At 63.5% G+C, this 18,303-nt stretch carries 15 protein-coding genes; 12 read left to right on the top strand and 3 right to left on the bottom strand.

The window, feature by feature from the left end; translation table 11 throughout:
• The first annotated feature begins 232 nt into the window (after window positions 1–232).
• Complete coding sequence (locus CGA22_RS14145) at window positions 233–1,039, top strand: DeoR/GlpR family DNA-binding transcription regulator (RefSeq protein WP_370444520.1); 807 nt, start codon at window positions 233–235, stop codon at window positions 1,037–1,039.
• Window positions 1,040–1,210: 171 nt separating this feature from the next.
• Here CGA22_RS14145 and CGA22_RS14140 read toward each other — a convergent pair whose 3' ends face one another.
• Window positions 1,211–2,131, bottom strand: coding sequence for a DMT family transporter (locus tag CGA22_RS14140; protein ID WP_041023098.1), 921 nt, complete (start codon window positions 2,129–2,131; stop codon window positions 1,211–1,213).
• Between the two features lie 74 nt (window positions 2,132–2,205).
• Here CGA22_RS14140 and CGA22_RS14135 point away from each other — a divergent pair, with 74 nt between their 5' ends.
• Window positions 2,206–3,060 (top strand): LysR family transcriptional regulator, encoded by an 855-nt coding sequence (locus CGA22_RS14135; RefSeq protein WP_041023097.1) that lies wholly within the window; start codon window positions 2,206–2,208, stop codon window positions 3,058–3,060.
• 36 nt (window positions 3,061–3,096) lie between these two features.
• Here CGA22_RS14135 and CGA22_RS14130 read toward each other — a convergent pair whose 3' ends face one another.
• A complete protein-coding gene (locus tag CGA22_RS14130; protein ID WP_041023096.1) occupies window positions 3,097–5,148 on the bottom strand; it encodes a methyl-accepting chemotaxis protein in 2,052 nt (683 codons plus the stop codon).
• Between the two features lie 360 nt (window positions 5,149–5,508).
• On the opposite strand from CGA22_RS14130, the gene CGA22_RS14125 reads away from it, so the two are divergent.
• From CGA22_RS14125 to CGA22_RS14110, 4 genes are all read left to right on the top strand, one after another.
• A complete protein-coding gene (locus CGA22_RS14125) occupies window positions 5,509–6,957 on the top strand; it encodes an APC family permease (protein WP_041023095.1) in 1,449 nt (482 codons plus the stop codon).
• An 88-nt stretch (window positions 6,958–7,045) separates the two neighbouring features.
• Window positions 7,046–8,467 (top strand): aldehyde dehydrogenase family protein, encoded by a 1,422-nt coding sequence (locus CGA22_RS14120; RefSeq protein WP_041023094.1) that lies wholly within the window; start codon window positions 7,046–7,048, stop codon window positions 8,465–8,467.
• Window positions 8,468–8,478: 11 nt separating this feature from the next.
• Window positions 8,479–9,828, top strand: a complete 1,350-nt coding sequence (locus CGA22_RS14115) for an aminotransferase class III-fold pyridoxal phosphate-dependent enzyme (RefSeq protein ID WP_041023093.1) — start codon at window positions 8,479–8,481, stop codon at window positions 9,826–9,828.
• A gap of 85 nt (window positions 9,829–9,913) precedes the next feature.
• Window positions 9,914–11,239, top strand: a complete 1,326-nt coding sequence (locus CGA22_RS14110) for a hypothetical protein (RefSeq protein ID WP_041023092.1) — start codon at window positions 9,914–9,916, stop codon at window positions 11,237–11,239.
• A gap of 18 nt (window positions 11,240–11,257) precedes the next feature.
• Here CGA22_RS14110 and CGA22_RS14105 read toward each other — a convergent pair whose 3' ends face one another.
• Window positions 11,258–12,016, bottom strand: coding sequence for an IclR family transcriptional regulator (locus tag CGA22_RS14105; protein ID WP_041023091.1), 759 nt, complete (start codon window positions 12,014–12,016; stop codon window positions 11,258–11,260).
• 272 nt (window positions 12,017–12,288) lie between these two features.
• On the opposite strand from CGA22_RS14105, the gene CGA22_RS14100 reads away from it, so the two are divergent.
• From CGA22_RS14100 to CGA22_RS14075, 6 genes are read left to right on the top strand one after another with little or no spacing between them, the layout of a single operon-like run.
• Window positions 12,289–13,830 (top strand): acetolactate synthase large subunit, encoded by a 1,542-nt coding sequence (locus tag CGA22_RS14100; RefSeq protein ID WP_041023090.1) that lies wholly within the window; start codon window positions 12,289–12,291, stop codon window positions 13,828–13,830.
• A gap of 10 nt (window positions 13,831–13,840) precedes the next feature.
• Entirely contained in the window at window positions 13,841–15,331 is a 1,491-nt protein-coding gene (locus CGA22_RS14095; RefSeq protein ID WP_041023089.1) for an aldehyde dehydrogenase family protein, read from the top strand.
• Window positions 15,332–15,357: 26 nt separating this feature from the next.
• Entirely contained in the window at window positions 15,358–16,152 is a 795-nt protein-coding gene (locus tag CGA22_RS14090; protein WP_024777297.1) for an SDR family NAD(P)-dependent oxidoreductase, read from the top strand.
• Between the two features lie 12 nt (window positions 16,153–16,164).
• Entirely contained in the window at window positions 16,165–17,202 is a 1,038-nt protein-coding gene (locus CGA22_RS14085) for a VPS10 domain-containing protein (RefSeq protein WP_041023088.1), read from the top strand.
• 11 nt (window positions 17,203–17,213) lie between these two features.
• Window positions 17,214–17,663, top strand: a complete 450-nt coding sequence (locus CGA22_RS14080) for a VOC family protein (protein WP_041023087.1) — start codon at window positions 17,214–17,216, stop codon at window positions 17,661–17,663.
• A 14-nt stretch (window positions 17,664–17,677) separates the two neighbouring features.
• A complete protein-coding gene (locus tag CGA22_RS14075; RefSeq protein WP_041023086.1) occupies window positions 17,678–18,280 on the top strand; it encodes an amino acid synthesis family protein in 603 nt (200 codons plus the stop codon).
• The last annotated feature ends 23 nt before the right edge of the window (window positions 18,281–18,303 follow it).

Genomic DNA, 18,303 nt, shown 5'->3' with positions numbered 1-18,303 from the left:
AAGATGAATTTGAGTAGGGCGATCACCACGATCAGGCCGATCAAGAAAATGATGCCAACGGTACTGCCAAGAAATTTCAACATGGGTAGTGCTCTCATCGGATGGACTTAATGGTCTAGACCCCTGGCGCGAGAGCTCGTTTCGATTATTTTTCGGCGACGTCCGCTCATCCCGAATCATCGGTTTGACGATCCTCCACATACGCGGCATGCTTGCTCGATCATGAGCATTGATGCTCGTTTACGCAGGTTGTGAAGTCATGGGCTCATCGAACGACGTATTTCCCGGCGAACGCCAGCAACTGATCAGCGAACGCCTTGTTCGATATGGTCGTGTGATTGCGGCCGATCTGGCCAGTGAACTGAATGTCTCCGAGCACTCGATCCGACGCGACCTGGGCGCATTGGCGGCGGCCGGGCTATGTAAACGCGTCTACGGTGGGGCCATCCTCCTGCCTGCGGCCGAGCGACCGATAGATGTTCGCGTCAGGCAGGACGCCGGGCGCAAGAACAGTCTCGGCCAGACCGCCGCCGCGTTGCTGAGCACCGGGCAGCACGTCTTCATCGACGCCGGATCCACCAACCTGGCCATTGCCTGCGCCATTGATCCCCAGCTCCAGTTCACCGTCACCACCAACTCGCCACTGATTGCGGTGCAACTGATGAAGTTGCCTCGTGCCGAGGTCATCGTACTGGGCGGGCGTTTGAATCCGGTGGCAGGCGGCGCAATCGGGCTGGCCGCAGCGCAGCAGCTGCGGCAGTTCAGTTTCGACCTGTGCTTTCTCGGCGCTTGCGCCATCGATCCGGACAACGGCATTACCGCTTTCGGCCTGGACGACGCCGAATTCAAGCGCGCAGTGGTCGCGGCGAGCGGCCAGGTGGTCGTGGCGGTGACCAACGAAAAACTCTCCAGCGTTGCCCACTATCAGGTGGCCGCGTGTGGCGAAGTGTCTACCCTGGTGGTGGAACGCGATGCGCCGCGGGAACGCCTGGAGCCGTTTTTCAACCTGATCTCCAACGTCGTCACGGCCACTCGTTAAGTCGCTGCCGGGCTTGCCCCAATGCCGGTCAGTTGAGGAGCAAACGGCGCAAAACCTGTGGGAGCAAAGCTTGCTCGCGATAGCGACAGACCAGTCAACATTGTTGCTGACTGACTTACCGCAATCGTGAGCAAGCTTTACTCCTACAGGTTGTGGCTTAACTGACTGGCATCAGGCTTGCCGGGCCTCGACGCGAACGACCATCCAGATACCCGCCCCGGACACCAGCATTCCCACTGCCATCGACCACGACAGCGGTTCGTTGAACATGGCCCAGGCCCAAAGCATCGTGACCGGCGGACTGAGGTAAAGGATGCTGGCGACGCGGGTGGCGGTTGCGCGGCGCAGGCAGAGCCAGTAGAGCCCGTAGCCGCCCATCGTGGACAATGCCACCGTCCATAGCACGCTCAGGGCGAAGCCGGTGCTGGGTATCGGAGCCAGGCTACCCGATAGGCCTTCAAGAAAGGCGAATACCACCCCCGAAACACAGCACTGCAGCCAAAGGTTGGGCATCAGGCCCAGGGATTCGGACGCCGGCAGATACTTTTGCCACAGAGTCGCGACAGCCAGGGAGAGCATGCCCAGCAAGGGCAGGGCGTAGGCCCACCCTGGCGCATGCCCCCAGGTGAGCGCGCCATGGGTAGCCAGCGCGGCGCCGGCCAGGCCGATGCTCAGGCCTGCCCAGACCTGCCAGGCCAGTCGCTGTCCAAGTACGCAGGCAGCCAGCAGCGCCAGGCCCATCGGCAGCAGGTCGGCGAACAACGCGGCGAGGCCAGCCGGCACGCCCAGGGCGATACCTTGGGTGATACCGGCGAGATAGCCGCCCATGGCCAGCAGCCCGATGCCGGCGTTCTTCAGCAGCACCGCCGCCGGTGCCCGTCGTAGCTGCTGAGCAACGAAAGGAAACAGTAGCAGGGTGATCACGACGCAGCGCCAGAACACCACCAGCAACGCGGGCGCGTAATCGATGGAAAAGCGCGCCCCGACAAAACCGGAACTCCACGTCACGATCAACGCGGCTTCCAGCAAGGGCAACGGAATCATCCAGTACCAGGCGGAGGGGGTCGAGGCAGGGCATGGGATCGTTTTCATGACCCCACGCTACAAAAACGGGGTAATCTGATAAATCAAAATGTATTGCAGCAGTCCTTCACAAAAGGTGAATCATGGCGGCCGTACTCGATATCGAGCTGATTCGTACATTTCACGCCGTCGCGCGTATCGGCAAATTCAGCGCCGCGGCAGAGCACCTGCATAAAAGCCCGGCGGCGGTGAGCGTGCACGTGCAGCGGTTGGAGGCAGTCGCCGGGGGGCGCCTGCTCAACCGCGACAATCAATCGGTCTCGCTGACGGCACTGGGCAAGCGCCTGCTCCTGTCGACCACGGAACTGCTGAGCGCCCATGACCGGGTGCTGGCCGATCTGCAGGGCACCCATCTGGCCGGGCGCATCAGCCTGGGGGTGCCGGACGAGTACGCCAACCATGTCATCCGCGACATTCTGCCGACGTTCGTGGCGGCCTGGCCCAACGTGGTGCTGGAGCTCAAGACCGCCCCCAGTTATGCGCTACGGGACCTGGTGCAGCGTGGAAAACTCCAGGCCGCCGTCGTCACGCTGCCGAAGGGGCAGCAGGACGCGCAGGGGCAGGTGTTGGTACCGACCGCGCCCGTCTGGGTCGGGCCGATCAACATGACGCTGACTTCATCGCAACCGATCCCACTGGCCGTGCACGCGGCGCAGTGCCCTTATCGACAAGCCATGCTCGAATCGCTCCGGCACAGCGGCCACAAGGTGCGCATCGTACTGGAAAGTGCGTCCAACCAGGCCGTCAAGGCGTGCGTCGAGGCAGGGCTGGCGATCAGCCTGATCGATCGCGCCCGTGTGACGGAGAAGATGCAGATACTCACGGGCCTGCCGGTCATTCCCGAGCATGACGTGGTGTTCATGCGTTCGCCCGGTGGCGAGGCCGATGAGGTGGTGGCCCTGCTGGGCCAGGCCATGGGGCAGCTGTTCAGGCTTTAGTGGCCTGTAACCGTACAGGCCACTGGCGATTACCATTCAGGTGCGGAAGTGTCCCACCCGTTGCTGCTGATGGTTCGCCATTTCATAGAGCTGAAGGCTGGCTTGCGATGCGTCCTGCATCCGGCTGGTCAACGTTTCGCTGATCGTGCGGATGTCGCTGACGCGATGGCTGATGTCTTCGACCACTGAGCTTTGTTCCAGGGCCGCGCTGGCGATCTGCTGGTTCATTTGTTCGATCACTTCCACGGCATCACTGATATGTTGCAGCGCCACCTGGGTCTGTTCGACCTGAACCACGCTGCCCCTGGCCAGCTCACGGCTGAGTTGGGTGTTGTGCACGACCTCCTGGCTGAGCTGTTGCAGCGCCTCGATCACCCTGCGGATGTGCTCCACCGAATTCTGGGTATTACTGGCCAGGTGTCGGACTTCGTCCGCCACCACCGCGAAGCCGCGTCCCTGTTCGCCGGCCCTGGCCGCTTCGATCGCGGCATTCAGGGCCAGCAGGTTGGTTTGTTGGGCGATGGCGCAGATCACGTCCAGCACCTGGTTGATCTGCTGGCTGTTGTCGGCGAGGGTCTGCACCTGGCCGAGGGTGGTTTCGAGGCTTTGATCGAGGGTACCGATACTGCTGACGGCGTTGGCGAACAGGGCTCGTCCGGATCGGCTGGCACTTTCGGCGCGAGTGGCCGCATCCGCCGCCTGATGGGAATGTCGGGCGACCTCCTGGGCGCTGGCGCTCATCTCATGCAGGGCGGTAGCGGCCAGTTCGACATCCCGGTACTGCCTGGACATGCCCGTGCTCACTTCCTGGGCCACCTGGGAGGAGGTGTCGGCGGTGTTGCGAGTGTCCTGGGACGCTTGCTGGATATCGCGGATGATGGGCTGCAGTTTGGCGAGGAAGCGATTGAAGCCATTGGCCAGTTGGCCCAGCTCGTCGCTGCGGTCGTCGGGCAGGCGCCGGGTCAGGTCGCCGTCGCCTTCGACAATGGCATTGAGCATCTCGGCGACGCTGAGCAGCGGCCGGGTCACGCCGTAGGCGGTCAGCCAGATGAGCGACAGGCCCAGCCCGCCGGCCAGCAACCCCAGGCCGAGGTTGACCCAGTTGGCGTGTTGCTGGCGTTCATCCAACTGGGCCTGCATCTGCAGGGCCGGCGCCTGCACCAGCGCCTCGGGAACCCGAATCTGCAACTGCCATGGGGCGCTCTTCGCGACGGTCTGCACGCTTTGGCGCACGTCGACCGAGGTCTCCGACACGCTGCCGCTGTGGCCGGCAAGCTGGCCCGATGAGGACAGAATGCTGATCTCGCTATGGCCAGGATACAGGTCATCGGCCAGGCTGGCGGCGAGTTTCTGCAAGGTGTCGAGGCTGATGTCCATACCCACGACGCCGATGGCCTGTCCCTTGTCCATCAGCGGCACCGAGATACTGCTCATGAGGGTTTTCTTGCCCTCGACTTCGACCTCGTAGGGCTCCGTCACGCAGGTGCGCCGCTCGTTCTGTGGGCAAAAGTACCAGGCGTTCCCCGGCTCGCTGCCCGGCGGAGCACTGTTGGCAACGATCTGGGCTTCGCTGAGCACTTCCTGGACCAGTTGCCCAGGCTGGCTTTGCGACCAATACAAGGCGAAGCGGCCTTTTTCGTTTCCGGCCAGGTTCCGCTGGCCGGAGAAACCGGCGTCTTCCCCGGCCAGTGCGTCGGGCAACAACACGACGTACAGCCCGAGAATCTTCTCGCGCTTGAGCAAGGCCTGGCGGGCGGCGCCGATCAGCGCCTGGCGCAGTTGCGTGGCGGTCAATCGGCCTTCCAGGGTCTGGGCGCGTAGCTGCAGCACTTCCTGGCTGAATCCTTCCCCGTACAGCGCTGTTTCGTTGAAGAAGCGCTCAACCCGCTGGCCGTGGGCGAGGGCTTGGGCCTGCAGGCGTTCAAGAGCTGACTGGCCCAACAAAAGACTGCTCTGTTGCTTCAACAACTTTGCGCCCTGCTGGTTCTGGTACAGGGAAGCACCGGTCAATGCGCCGACCACGGCGAGGAGGGACAGCCCACTCAAAAGCGTGATCCGCCACTGAATACTGAGACGCGCGAAGAACATGCCGGGACTTCCTGCTGGAGGCTTCAGATCGCACGCAGACAAAGCCTGGGGTGGCGTTGGAAGGCGCGTCCCGCCTGATTGTTATTGTGGGGGACCCGGACTTGGTTCAAGAGCGGGCGAGGTCATCTTGCCGGACGCAATGTCCATGTCGTTAGCCCGAATCGGCAGCCATTGCCGAGTGCCGGACATCGCGATTGCCCCGCTTTGGGGCGGGGCTTCCGATGCTGCCGATTTGGGATAGCGAACGGTTTTGGCGAGGGCATAGGATCGGCCCAGCACCCAGACAGCAAGCGTGTGCGCAGTGCTGAGTCTGGCGTGTCCGATCCTGCAACAGCGGCCTCATACAATAAGGTTAAAAAAATGAGCGTATCTTTTCCGATCAGCAACTCGACAGAGTTGAAGCGAGGCGCCTTGGGCGTCGGCTTCATCATTTTCTTCGTGATATCGGCGGCAAGCCCACTGAGCGTTATCGCCGGAGGCTTCCCCATCGGCATCATGCTGGGAAACGGTGCCGGTACGCCGGCCTTGTTGATCCTGGCCCTGCTGGTATTGCTGGCGTTCTCGGCGGGATACACCGCGATGTCCCGACACATGACCAACGCGGGCGGCTTCTACGCCTTTACCTCCCGTGGCCTGGGCGGTCTGGCCGGAGGCGCGGCGGGGGTGTTGGCAATGTTTGCCTACAACATCCTGCAAGTGGGCCTGTACGGCATGTTCGGCGGGGTCGTCAGCGGCACGATGGCCAGTGTCTTCAACCTGGACTTGCCGTGGTGGTGTTATTCGCTCCTGGCCATGGCGAGTGTGGCGATTCTGGGGTATCGCAAGATCGACCTCTCTGCGCGGGTGCTCTCGGTGGTGGTCATCGCCGAGTACCTGGCCATCCTGATCCTGGATTTCGCCATCCTCAAGACCGCCGGTGACAGCGGCATCAATCTCGATTCGTTCGACCGCAGCCATGTGTTCAGCGGTACGCCGTCGATTGGCCTGCTGTTCTGCTTCGCCGCCTTCATCGGCTTCGAAGCCACCACCATCTACGGCGAAGAGGCCCGCGATCCGCACCGGACCATTCCCATCGCCACTTACAGCTCGGTGCTGTTGATCGGCGGCTTCTACGCCTTGTCGGTCTGGTCGATGGTGGTGGGTGTGGGGGCGGACAAGATCGTGCCGACGTTACAGGCATTGCAGGACCCGACCACGTTCATCTATGGCATGTCCGATCACTTTGTCGGCCCGCACCTGACCCAGGTCATCCGTATCCTGTTCATGGTCAGCATCTATGCCGGACTGCTGGCGTTCCACAATGCCGCGGCCCGTTATTTCTACGCCATCGGCCGTGACGGTCTGCTGCATCGCCAATTGGGCACGACCCACCGCGTCCACCAGAGCCCGCACATGGGCTCGGCGCTGCAAAGCCTGATCGCGGCCGTGGTGGTGCTGATTTTCGCCGCGCTGGATGCCGACCCGATCCTGCAGTTGTTCGCCTGGTTCTCCAACCTGGCGACCCTTTGCGTGATCCTGCTGATGGCGCTGACCTCGGCGGCGGTGGTGGTCTACTTCCGACGCCACCCGGAGCTGAAGCTCGGCCTCTGGCGCGGGCAGATCCTGCCGGTGTTTTCCTGCCTGGCATTGCTGGTGGTCCTGGCGCTCGCGGTGATTCATTTCGATGTGCTGACCGGGGCCAGCACGCTGCTGTCCTACACCCTCTGCGCCATCATCCCCGTCGCATTGATCGTCGGCGTATGCCTGGCGGCCCGACTGCGCAGGGTTTCTCCCGAGCGGTTCATGGCGCTCGGTAGCCACAAGCTTTAGAGCCTCACGCGGCACTGTTCAATTCTCACGAAAAATACCGGTCCGCGTGGCACGGGACGGCCCGTCCGCGCGCGAAAGGGAGGTACTGATGCACGATTATCAAATGCTCATCAACGGGGTTGCGGTCAGCGGCGAGCAAGGTGGCTTCGATGTCATCAACCCGGCCACCGGCAGCGCCTTTGCCCGCTGCCCCGCCGGCTCCCTGGCCCAGTTGGACCTGGCGGTCGACGCGGCGCAGGCGGCTTTCAGCGAGTGGCGACACAGCACTCACGAAGACCGGCGGGAACGCTTGCTGGGCATCGCCGCGGACATCGAAGCGCAAGCCGACGCGTTGGCCCGGCTGATTGTCCAGGAGCAGGGCAAGCCGCTGGCGCTCGCGCTGTTCGAAGTCATGGGGGCGGTGGCCTGGACGCGCTACACCGCCGAGCAGCAGATTCCGGTGGAGCGGGTGGAAGAAACCCCGACCCAGCGTATCGAGCTGCACCGCAAGCCGTTGGGGGTGGTGGCGTCGATCACGCCTTGGAACTGGCCGTTCATGATCGCCATCTGGCACATCATGCCCGCGCTGCGGGCCGGCAACTGCGTGATCAGCAAACCGTCCAGCCTCACGCCGTTGAGCACCCTGAGCCTGGTGCACATCATCGCCCGCCATGTGCCCAAGGGCGTGATCAACGTCGTGACCGGAGAACAGGGTTTCGGCAGCGCGATCACTTCCCATGCCGGCATCCACAAGATCGTCTTCACCGGCTCGACCGCCACCGGCCAGAGCGTGATGCGTGGCGCCGCGAGCAATCTCAAGCGCCTGACGCTGGAGCTGGGCGGCAATGACGCCGCCATCGTGCTCCCCGGTACCCCGGTGGAAGCCGTGGCCGAAGACATTTTCCAGGCGGCTTTCCTGAACATGGGCCAGACCTGTGCCGCCCTCAAGCGCCTGTACATCCACCAATCCCAGTACGAGGCCTTTGCCGACGCGCTGGTGCGGATCGCGGCGCGCCAGGTGGTGGGTGATGGCCTGGAACCCGAGGTCACCTTCGGGCCGGTGCAAAACCTCGAACAACTGGAACTGGTCGAGGCGCTGGTGGCCGACGCCCGCGCCCATGGCGGCCGGGTGTTGTGCGGCGGTGCCCGGCTGGACCGGCCGGGGTTTTTCTATCCGCCGACCCTGGTGGCCGATGTCACGGACGGGCACCGCCTGGTCGACGAAGAACAGTTCGGTCCGGTGCTGCCGTTGATTGCCTATCAGGATGTCGAGGACGTCTTGCGCCGCGCCAATGCCAGCGACATGGGCTTGGGAGGCTCGGTGTGGGGCAGCGATGTCGCGCAGGCACAGGCCTTGGCCAGTCGCCTGGAAAGCGGCGTGGCCTGGGTCAACTGCCACGCACAGATCCAACCGAATACGCCTTTTGGCGGCAGCAAGATGTCCGGGTTCGGCGTCGAGTTCGGCCTTGAAGGGTTGCTGGAGTTCACCGGCCAGCAACTGCTGTTTGTACGCACCCGTGAAACTGAGTGAGGACTGGAATCATGTACGAGAAATACAAGACAGCGCAGAAGAAGTTCTGGCACCCGATGAGTTCCGCGGCGCCGGCCCAGCGTTCGAAAACCCTGATCATTGCCAAGGGCGACGGCAACTACATCACCGACATCGACGGCCAGCGCATGCTCGACGGGGTCGGCGGCTTGTGGAACGTCAACGTGGGCCACAATCGAGCCTCGGTAAAGGCCGCCATCGCCGCGCAACTGGACGAACTGGCGTATTACCAGACCTTCGATGGCATCGCCCATCCGCGGGTGTTCGACCTGGCTGAGCGGCTGATCTCGATGTTTGCCCAGGAAGACATGGCCCGGGTGCTGTTCAGCGCCGGCGGTTCGGACGCGGTGGAGACCGCATTGAAAATGGCCCGCCAATACTGGATCGCCAGCGGCGAGCCGGGGCGTACCCGCTTTCTGTCATTGCGCAACGGCTACCACGGCGTGCACATGGGCGGCACTTCGGTGGGCGGTAACGGTGTCTATCACTACAACCATGGGCCACTGCTCGCGGGCTGCCATTTGCTCGACACGCCGTGGCTGTATCGCAACCCCTGGGATTGCCGCGATCCGGAAGAACTGACTGCCCACTGCATCCGTCAGTTGGAAGACCAGATCGCGCTGTTGGGCGGGCAAACCGTCGCTGCGCTGATCGCTGAACCGGTGCAGGGGGCGGGCGGCGTCATCGTGCCGCCGGCGAACTACTGGAAGAGGCTGCGAGAAGTCTGCGATCGCCACGGCATTCTGTTGATTGCCGATGAAGTGGTGACGGGGTTCGGTCGCACGGGCTGCATGCTCGGCAGTCGAGGCTGGGGTGTCGCGCCGGACGTGTTGTGCCTGGCCAAGGGCATCACCGCCGGTTACATCCCGATGGGCGCCACGGTGTTCAACCAGCGGATCGCCGATGCCATCGAGAACGGCCCGGGGTTCAGCAGTGTGATCATGCACGGCTACACCTACAGCGGCCACCCGACCGCGTGTGCCGCGGCCCTGGCGGTGCTGGACATTGTCGAGGCCGAGGATCTGCCGGGCAACGCCGGGAAAATCGGCGCTCAGTTGCTGGAGCAGCTGCAACCGCTGGCCGAACGCTACGCGGTGGTCGGTGAGGCGCGCGGCAAGGGCTTGATGATTGCCCTGGACCTGGTGACCGACAAGGCCACTCGCGAGCCCCTCGATCCGGCGACCGGCCTCGCCACGCGGATTGCCGATGAAGCCCGCCGTGGCGGTGTGCTGGTGCGTCCGATCGGCAACAAGATCGTGTTGTCGCCGCCGCTGACGCTGACATCAGAAGAAGCCGGTTTGATCGTTCAGGCCCTCGATCACGCCCTGGCCACCTGCCGCTGACCTGCAAAGCCGGTGCAGTCATCTGCACCGGCTTCACGAATCGCCAAGACAGCCTTTGAAAGGCGCACCACTAGGAGCTTCAGCCATGCGGTATCCATCGCGTATTGAATTTTTCAGCAGCGGTCTCGCCTGCACGTTGGTGTTCTGCGCCATGGGCCAGGTCCAGGCCTATGAGCTGTACGCCGACGAAGACAGCCACCTCAACGCCGACCTGCTGGCGGTGTTCGGTCATTTCAACAGCCGCAAGAACTACGACGGCACACCGGGCGGGTCTACCTGGCGGGAAGGTTTCATCAAGTATGGCGTGAGTGGCGACCAGGCCTTGGCCGGTCGGGGAACCGCCTACGGCGCATTCAGCCTGGTCAGTTCCGCGACCTGGGGCGATGGTGACGCGGCAGGGAACAGCCTGGGAACCGAGCGGACCACGAAAATCGAAGACGCTTATCTGGGCTGGCGTTCCGCCGATCTGTTCCCGCTGTTGGGCCAGGACGGCGTCGACATCTCCGGCGGACGCCAGGTGGTCAAGTTGGGCAGGGGATTCTTGATCAACGACGACGGGCCGAACATGGGCAAGGGGCCTGCCGATGGCCGCCTGAACCGCGGTGGCGCCTATTACCTGGCGGCTCGACACGCTTTCGACCAGACCGCGGTGGTGCGCCTGGGCGGGCAGGACGGTGTGCATGGCAGCGTGGCGTGGCTCAAGTCCGACAACCGTGCCCAGGCCGAAACCGAACTGGCCGCCGGTACCCTGGACTACACGGCCAAGGCCGGAACGTTGGGGCTGACCTGGGTCCATGGCATTGACGTGAGTGATCGCTGGGCCAGTGATTTTCAGAAGCAACGCAAAGGGATGGATGTCTACAGCATTCGTGGCGAGGGGGATGCGGGGATCGAGAACGCCAGCCTGGCGTTTGAATACGCCTGGCAAGACAAGGACGCCGGACCCGAGAAAGCCTGGTACGCCGAGGCCGGATACACCTTTGCCGACGTGACCTGGTCACCGAAACTGACGTACCGCTATTCCCGCTATTCGCAGAAATGGGACTCGCTGTTTACCGGCCAGAGTACCGGCTACGGGACCTGGTTCCAGGGCGAAGTGGCCGGCAACTACGCCGGGCCATTCAACAGCAACACCGCCATCCACCACGTCGGTCTGAAGGCCACCCCACTGGAAAACCTGACCCTCGGCGCGTTGTTCTTCGATTTCAACACGGTGCGCAAAAGCAATGCGCTGAACCTGGATGCACGAGAGCTGGACCTTTATGCCGAGTGGGCCGTCAATCAGCACCTGATCGTCACCCCGCTGATAGGGCTCTACAAACCGGACCGGGACGCGACCACCGGCGGCAATCAAGCCACCGGCAACGGTACCAACGTGTACAGCCAGGTGAGCGTGGCCGTCCCGTTCTGAAGCATGGGCTGCGGCGGCCTAGTGCTGAAGGGGAGCGGGTGGATTCTGCATTTTTTCGGCAATGCGCCGGGTGGTCTCCATCACCATTTCAACCACGGTTTCCTGGCGCAGCAGCTTGAAACTCTGGGTGCTGCCGACGGCGGAAAGGCTGCCCACCACCTCGTCGATTCCGGGATTGATGATCGGCGCGGCGATACCGGTCAGTCCCTGGTTGAGTTCGTCGTGGGTCAGGCAGTAACCGTCCTTGCGGATCTTTTTTGCCGCCTTGGAAAAGCTGGCCCAGTCGTAGGGATTGTCCGGGTCGTTGGCCAGGTGCTCGTCGTACAGGCGTTGCAGGCGCCGGCTCTTCTGGAAGGCGATCAGGACCTTGGACTGCGCACCGCGAAAAAACGGCAGCGGCTGACCGCGACCGAAGGCAAAACGGTACGTGTCAGTGGGCTCGGCGATGTAGGTGTTGATGATGTGTCCGTCGTAGAAAACGCTGGCGAACACCGCCAGGCCGGTTTCTTCGGACAGCTCGTGCATCAGCTCGCGACCGGCCACGAGGATCGGGTCGTACTGCCGCATCATCCAGTCCAGCTCGATGATCCGTGGCCCCAGGCCGTAGCTGCCGGCGTCCACCCGGCTCAGCAGACCGGCGTCGCACAGGTCCTTGACGTAGCGGTACACGGTCGCCCGCGAGAGGCCCATGTGCTCGGCAATGGTGTCGGGGTCGATCTTCAGCCGTTGCGGGCCGAACAGGTCCAGGACACTCAACATTTTACTCAGACTGCTCATTTGGCTCCTAAAGGGGAAGGGCGCGTGGCTGGCCGTTTGGTGAGCACTATAGGTAGACGCGCCGGGGATGGAAAGCCTGCTCACCGGCTGACGCAAGCGCTGCCACGTTACTCCAGGGCTTGAGAAATGCAAACAGATTTATTGGTCGTTATGCGCTTTAAATTCTCATAAATCTCAAAATACGAGCTTTATGAAAATAAAATGCTTGTTATGTTGGTTTTGATGTGTGATAAATCTCAGCCATTGCAAACGCTCGAACAAGAGGGCTGGAAATGAATGGCGCGCAATTGATAGTGAAGGCGGCGGTGGCGAGCGGTATCGAGTACTGCTTCGCCAACCCCGGAACGACCGAAATCCCCTTGGTGGCCGCCATGGCCAGCGCCCCGGCCCTCAAGCCGGTCCTGTCCTTGTTCGAAGGTGTGTGCACCGGCGCCGCGGACGGTTACGGTCGGATTGCCGGCAAGCCGGCGATGACCCTGACGCACCTGGGGCCTGGCTTTGCCAACGGCATTGCCAACCTGCACAACGCCCGCCGCGCCAACACGCCGATTGTCAATGTCATCGGCGATCACGCTTCATGGCACGTCAACTACGATCCGCCGCTGGCCAGCGATATCCAGGCATTGGCCGGGAGCGTCTCCGGCTGGGTGCGTACATCGCGCACGGCGTCGGGTATCGGCGAGGATCTCCAGGAGGCCGTGCGGTCCGCCTGGCAAGCCAAGGGCCAGATCGCCAGCCTGATCCTGCCGATGGACCTGCAAGCCAACGAAGTGGCGCGGGAAACGGCCTTCAGCACCTTGCACGCGCCGGTTCGGCGGTTTGCCGGTGACCGGATCGAAGCCATCGCCCAGGCGCTGCGCAATGGTCAGCGCCTGGTGTTTATTGTGGGTGACCAGGGCCTGTCGGTTGCCGGCCTTGAAGCGGCAGGGCGCCTGGCACAGCTGCCCGGTGTGCACTTGTTCGCCGAAACCTTTCCGCGCTTGAGCTATCGCGGCGGTGGCCTGCCGGACCTGGATCGCTTGCCCTATTTCCCCGAAGTGGCCATCGGCGTCCTGGACCAATACGACGCGGTGGTGTGTGCCGGCATTCCTGAACCGATCAGCTATTTCGGCTACGAAGGCATTCCTTCTCGCCTGGCGGAACGTGATCGCCTGCTTTACCTGGCTGACGTCGGTGATGACGTGGCCGGTGCACTCGCCGCACTGGCCGACGCACTGGAAGCACCGGCTTTCGTGCCGACGCCGATGGGTGTCGAGTTGCCGCCTGCTACCGCCGAGTTGACCCCGCAGTCGATAGGCCAGGTGTTGGCTGCTTCGCTGCCGGATGACTGCATTGTCTCGGTGGAGGGTGGCACTTGCGGCTACCCGTTCTTCACCGCGTCGGCCCGTGCCGCACGGCATCGGGTGCTGACCAATACCGGGGGGGCCATCGGCCAGGGCATTCCGGTGGGGTTCGGCGCAGCGCTGGCCGAGCGAGGCAATCGGGTGTTCTGCCTGCAATCGGACGGCAGCGCCCAGTACACCATCCAGACCCTGTGGAGCATCGCCCGGGAACAGCTGCCGGTGGTGATTCTGATCGCGGCCAACCATCGCTACGCGATCCTGCAGAACGAGTTGCGCCGGTTTGGCATGGCCGACCTCGGTCCTGAAGCCCTGAGCCTGACCGTGCTGGACCGTCCACGCATCGACTGGAAGGCCCTGGCCAAGGGGTATGGCCTGGCGGCGAGCACGGTGCACACCAATGCCGAATTGCAACGCGCCTTGGCCAACGCTGCCGCCGATGGCGGTCCTTGCCTGATTGAAATGGCGCTGTGAAGGAGGGGATATGAGCCAGATCCAATTGTTACCTGCCGTCGAGAAATTCCTAGCGCAACCCGGCCGCCTGTTCATCGGTGGCACCTGGCAGGACGCCGCCAGCGGTCGCCGGTTTGCCGTGGAAAACCCGGCCAGCGAAAGCAGCGTGGCTGAAGTGGCCGAAGGCGGCGAGCGGGATGTCGACGCGGCCGTCGCAGCGGCCCGCGCAGCTTTCACCGGGCCGTGGGCGCAGCATTCGCCGGCCCAGCGTGGCCTGTTGTTGTTCCGCCTGGCGGAATTGCTGGATCAGCACCGCGAAGAACTGGCCCAGTTGATCACGCTGGAGAACGGCAAGCCGATTGCCAATGCCCGCGGTGAAGCAGCCAGCGCCGCCAACATCATTCGTTACTTTGCCGGCTGGCCGACCAAGATCGAGGGCAGCACGCACCCGGTGTCACCCGCCAGTGGCGCACCGATGCTCAACTACACCGTGCGTGAGCCCGTGGGCGTCTGCGCGCTGATCGTGCCATGGAATTTCCCGCTGACCATGTGCGTGTGGAAGCTCGGCCCGGTGCTGGCGACCGGTTGCGTCGCGGTGCTCAAGCCGGCTGAACAGACGCCCCTGGTTGCGATTCGCCTGGTGCAGTTGATCGAGGCCGCCGGCTTCCCGGCCGGGGTGGTCAACCTGATCACCGGGCTTGGCGCCCATACCGGCGCGCCGCTGGCCGGGCACCCGGACGTGGACAAGATCGCCTTTACCGGTTCGACCCAGGTCGGGCGGCTGATCGCTCAAGCGGCCACCGGCAACATGAAAAAAGTCTCCCTGGAGCTGGGGGGCAAGTCGCCCAACATCATCTTGCCGGACGCCGATATCGTGCGCGCCGCCAAGGGCGCCGCCGATGGGATTTTCTACAACCAGGGGCAGGTCTGCACCGCCGGCTCGCGTCTGTATGTGCACGCCAGCGTCCTCGACCAGGTCCTGGAAGAACTCCAGCGCCATGCCGCCGCCCACGTGCTGGGCCCTGGACTGGATCCGGCCAGCAGCATGGGGCCGCTGGTGTCGGCCCGCCAATTGGGCTCGGTCCGTGGCTATCTGCAACGGGGCCAGGAGGAGGGTGCCGAACTGATCTGCGGCGGTGACCGGCCGGCCCACCTGGAGCGCGGCCATTTCATTCAGCCCAGCGTGTTCCTTGACCGCGCCGAGCGGGCCTGCGTCGCCCGCGAGGAAATCTTCGGCCCGGTGCTGACCGTCATGAGCTGGACCGAAGTCGATGAGCTGGTCCTGCGGGCCAACGACTCGCCCTACGGCCTGGCGGCCGGTCTCTGGACCCGGGACTTGCGCTCCGCGCACCGCGTGGCCGCGCAATTGAAGGCCGGTTCGGTGTGGATCAACTGCTGGAACGTCGTCGACCCGGCCTCGCCATTCGGTGGCTACAAACAGTCCGGGTGGGGACGGGAAATGAGCAAGAACGTGATCGATGCCTACACCGAAACCAAAAGTGTCTTCGTCGATCTCGCCTGAGCCGAACAATCACAAGAGGAACTGCTATGGATCTGGAATTACAAGGCCGCGTGGCCATCGTCACCGGCGGTGGCATGGGCATCGGCAAGGAAGTCGCACGCTTTCTGTCCCAGGAAGGTTGCAAGGTGGTGATCTGCGCGCGGCGCATGGAGTATCTCGAACAGGCCGCTGAAGAAATCACCGCCGAGACTGGCAACGAGGTGCTGCCGCTGTTCTGTGACACCAACCAGATGTCGGCCGTGTCCGACATGGTGCACGCCGCCCACAAGCACTTCGGCCGTATCGACATCCTGGTCAACGGTGCCGCGGCGCCGTCCGGCGTGGTGCGCAATGACATCGAGCACGCCGGCGACGACGAACTGCTCTCGGACCTCAACACCAAGGTCATCGGCTATTTCCGGTGTGCCAAGGCCGTGACCCCGCATATGAAGGCGGGCGGCTTCGGTCGCATCATCAACATCGGCGGCCTGACCGGCCGCGGCAGCAAGGTCCTCTCGGGGATGCGCAACCTGGCCATCGCCCACATGACCAAGACGCTCTCCGACCAGCTCGGCCCAGCCGGCATCACCGTCAATCTGATCCACCCCGGTGTGGTCGACACCCCGCACATCCAGGAGCTGTACGAACGCGAAGGGATCAAGCAGGGCAAGACGCCGGGGCAGGTCGAGCAGGGCTACATCGACGCGACGCCGATCCGACGCACCCTGGCGCCCATCGAAATGGGTTGGCTGATCGGTTTCCTGGCGTCGCCCAAGGCCGGCGCGGTGACGGGCGAGTCCATCGGCATCGATGGCGGCCTGACACGTGGCATCTTCATTTGAGGAGCAGCAGCAATGAGTAACGGAACCCTTTTGGTCGCCACCGTCGGGCAGGCAGTGATCCGCAGCGCCGACGACGGCCGCACCTGGCACCGCCTGGGCCTGGGGCAGGACCTCGAGTTCGATGCGATCACCCGGTCCCTGAGCGTCCATCCCGGTACGCCTGAGGTGATTTATGCCGGCACCGACGTCGGCCTGTGCGTCAGCCACGACACCGGCGGTCACTGGCAGCGGGTGGACTCGCCGTTCAACGGCCAGACCGTGTGGAAGGTGGTCGTGGACCCCGCGGATGCCCAGCGTATTTTCGTCGGTACGGGAGCACCTTCCCGCGCCGTGCTCTGGCGCACCCTCGACGGTGGCCAGAGCTGGGACCGCGCACCGGTGGAGATTCCGGAGTTCTGCGAGGGTGTCAGTCGACCACGCTTGCTGGCCTTCGCCTACGACCCCACGGATCGCAGCCAGCTCTGGTTCGGCCTGGAAGAGGGCGGTCTGTTCCATAGCCGCGACGGCGGCGACAGTTGGACCCGCGTCGACGACCGGCTGCTGTGGGACTTCAACTCGGATGTACACAACATCCTGGTACTGCCCAACCACGGCCAGAAGGTCATCGTGGTGGTGTGCGTCAACGCGGTCTACCGCAGCCTCGATGAAGGACTGACCTGGACCGGCATCGTTGCCCGCGAAACCTTCGGCTTGTACTACGTGCGCGCCATGAACGCACCGCTGGGCAGCGAGAACACGCTCTACCTGAGCATTTCCGACGGCACCCCTGGCACCACCAGCAAGGTGCTGGTCTCCCGCGATGCTGCGGTCAGTTGGGAAGTGTTGCCCCTGCCGCAACAACCCAATTCGTGCGTCTGGGCGATTGCCTGCAACCCGGCTGACCCGCGCCAGATCGTCGCCGGCACCAAGTACGGGCACCTGTTTACCTCCGAGAACGGCGGTGACGGCTGGCAGAAGCAGTGGCGTGAGTTCAGTGAGATCGCCGATGTGCTCTGGACACCGGCGGTGGCGCAGATCAAGTCCGGACACCAATCCATCATCAAGAACTGAGGTATCGCGCGATGAAAGTCGAGGTCGTTCGTACCCACCTGTCGCTGTTCGTTCGCGACCCGGAAACGTCGGCACGCTGGTACGCCGATGTCCTGGGCATGCACGAAAGCGCCCGGGGGGACAGCTGGATCATGATGGCGTTCGGTGCCAAGCACCACGACATCGCGTTGCTCCGGGCCGAACCGGGAGCCCATCAGGGCGGCCTGGGATTGCAGCACTACGGGCTGGAAATCGCCGGTGACATGACCACGCTGCGACAGCTGTACGGCATGTTGCTCGGCAAGGGGATCGAGGTGGTGAAAATCACCGATCACGAAATCGGCCATGGCGTGTACTTCAACGACCCCGACGGCAACCGCATGGAATTCTTCCTCGAGACCGAACATGACGACGCGCGCGGCAAGGCCCGCTTCCGGGCCGCCGGAGCGCCCAGCCGCAAGTTCGATCTCGACCCACTTTGAAAGAGCACCGATCCATGAAAACCGCGAATTTTGCTACTTACCACATCCGCAAATGGTACAGCTTCGTCGAAGAAACCCTGGCCAACGAAAGCGGCCAGTTGGCCGATGGCGAACCGTTGTTCAAATATGCCATTGGCGCCGTGATCGCCAACCCCTATGCCGGGCGCTACAGCGAAAGCCTGGCCGAGTTGATCGAGCCGTCGCCCTTGCTGGGCCAGGAGTTCGGTCGGCGCATCCAGGCACTGGCGGGCGAGCACGAGATCGTCAGCTATGGCAAGGCGTGCCTGGTCGGCAGCCAGGGCGAGTATGAGCATGGCAATGCCCTGCTGACCAATCCGGCGGCGGATCCAATTCGTGTCGCCTTGGGCGGCGGCAAGTCCTGGGTGCCGTCCACCGGCAAGCGTGGCGGCCCTGGCGTGACCATCGATGTGCCGCTGGCCCACAAGGATGCGCTGTACGTGCGTTCGCACTACGACAGCATTTCGCTTGCGTTCGGCGACGGCCCTTCGGCTGACGAACTGATCATCATCTGGGCCTTCGCCACCCGTGGGCGTTTGCATGCGCGTCTGGGCGGCCTGCAAGCCGCGGACGTCAAGGGCCTCGACGGCTTGTATTAAGGGGCATTGACCGTGGGAACCGA

This window comes from Pseudomonas sp. PSB18 (assembly GCF_014596565.1).
GTDB lineage: Bacteria > Pseudomonadota > Gammaproteobacteria > Pseudomonadales > Pseudomonadaceae > Aquipseudomonas.
The sequence above is the reverse complement of the archived record's forward strand: the minus strand, read 5'-3'. Positions and strand labels throughout refer to the sequence as shown.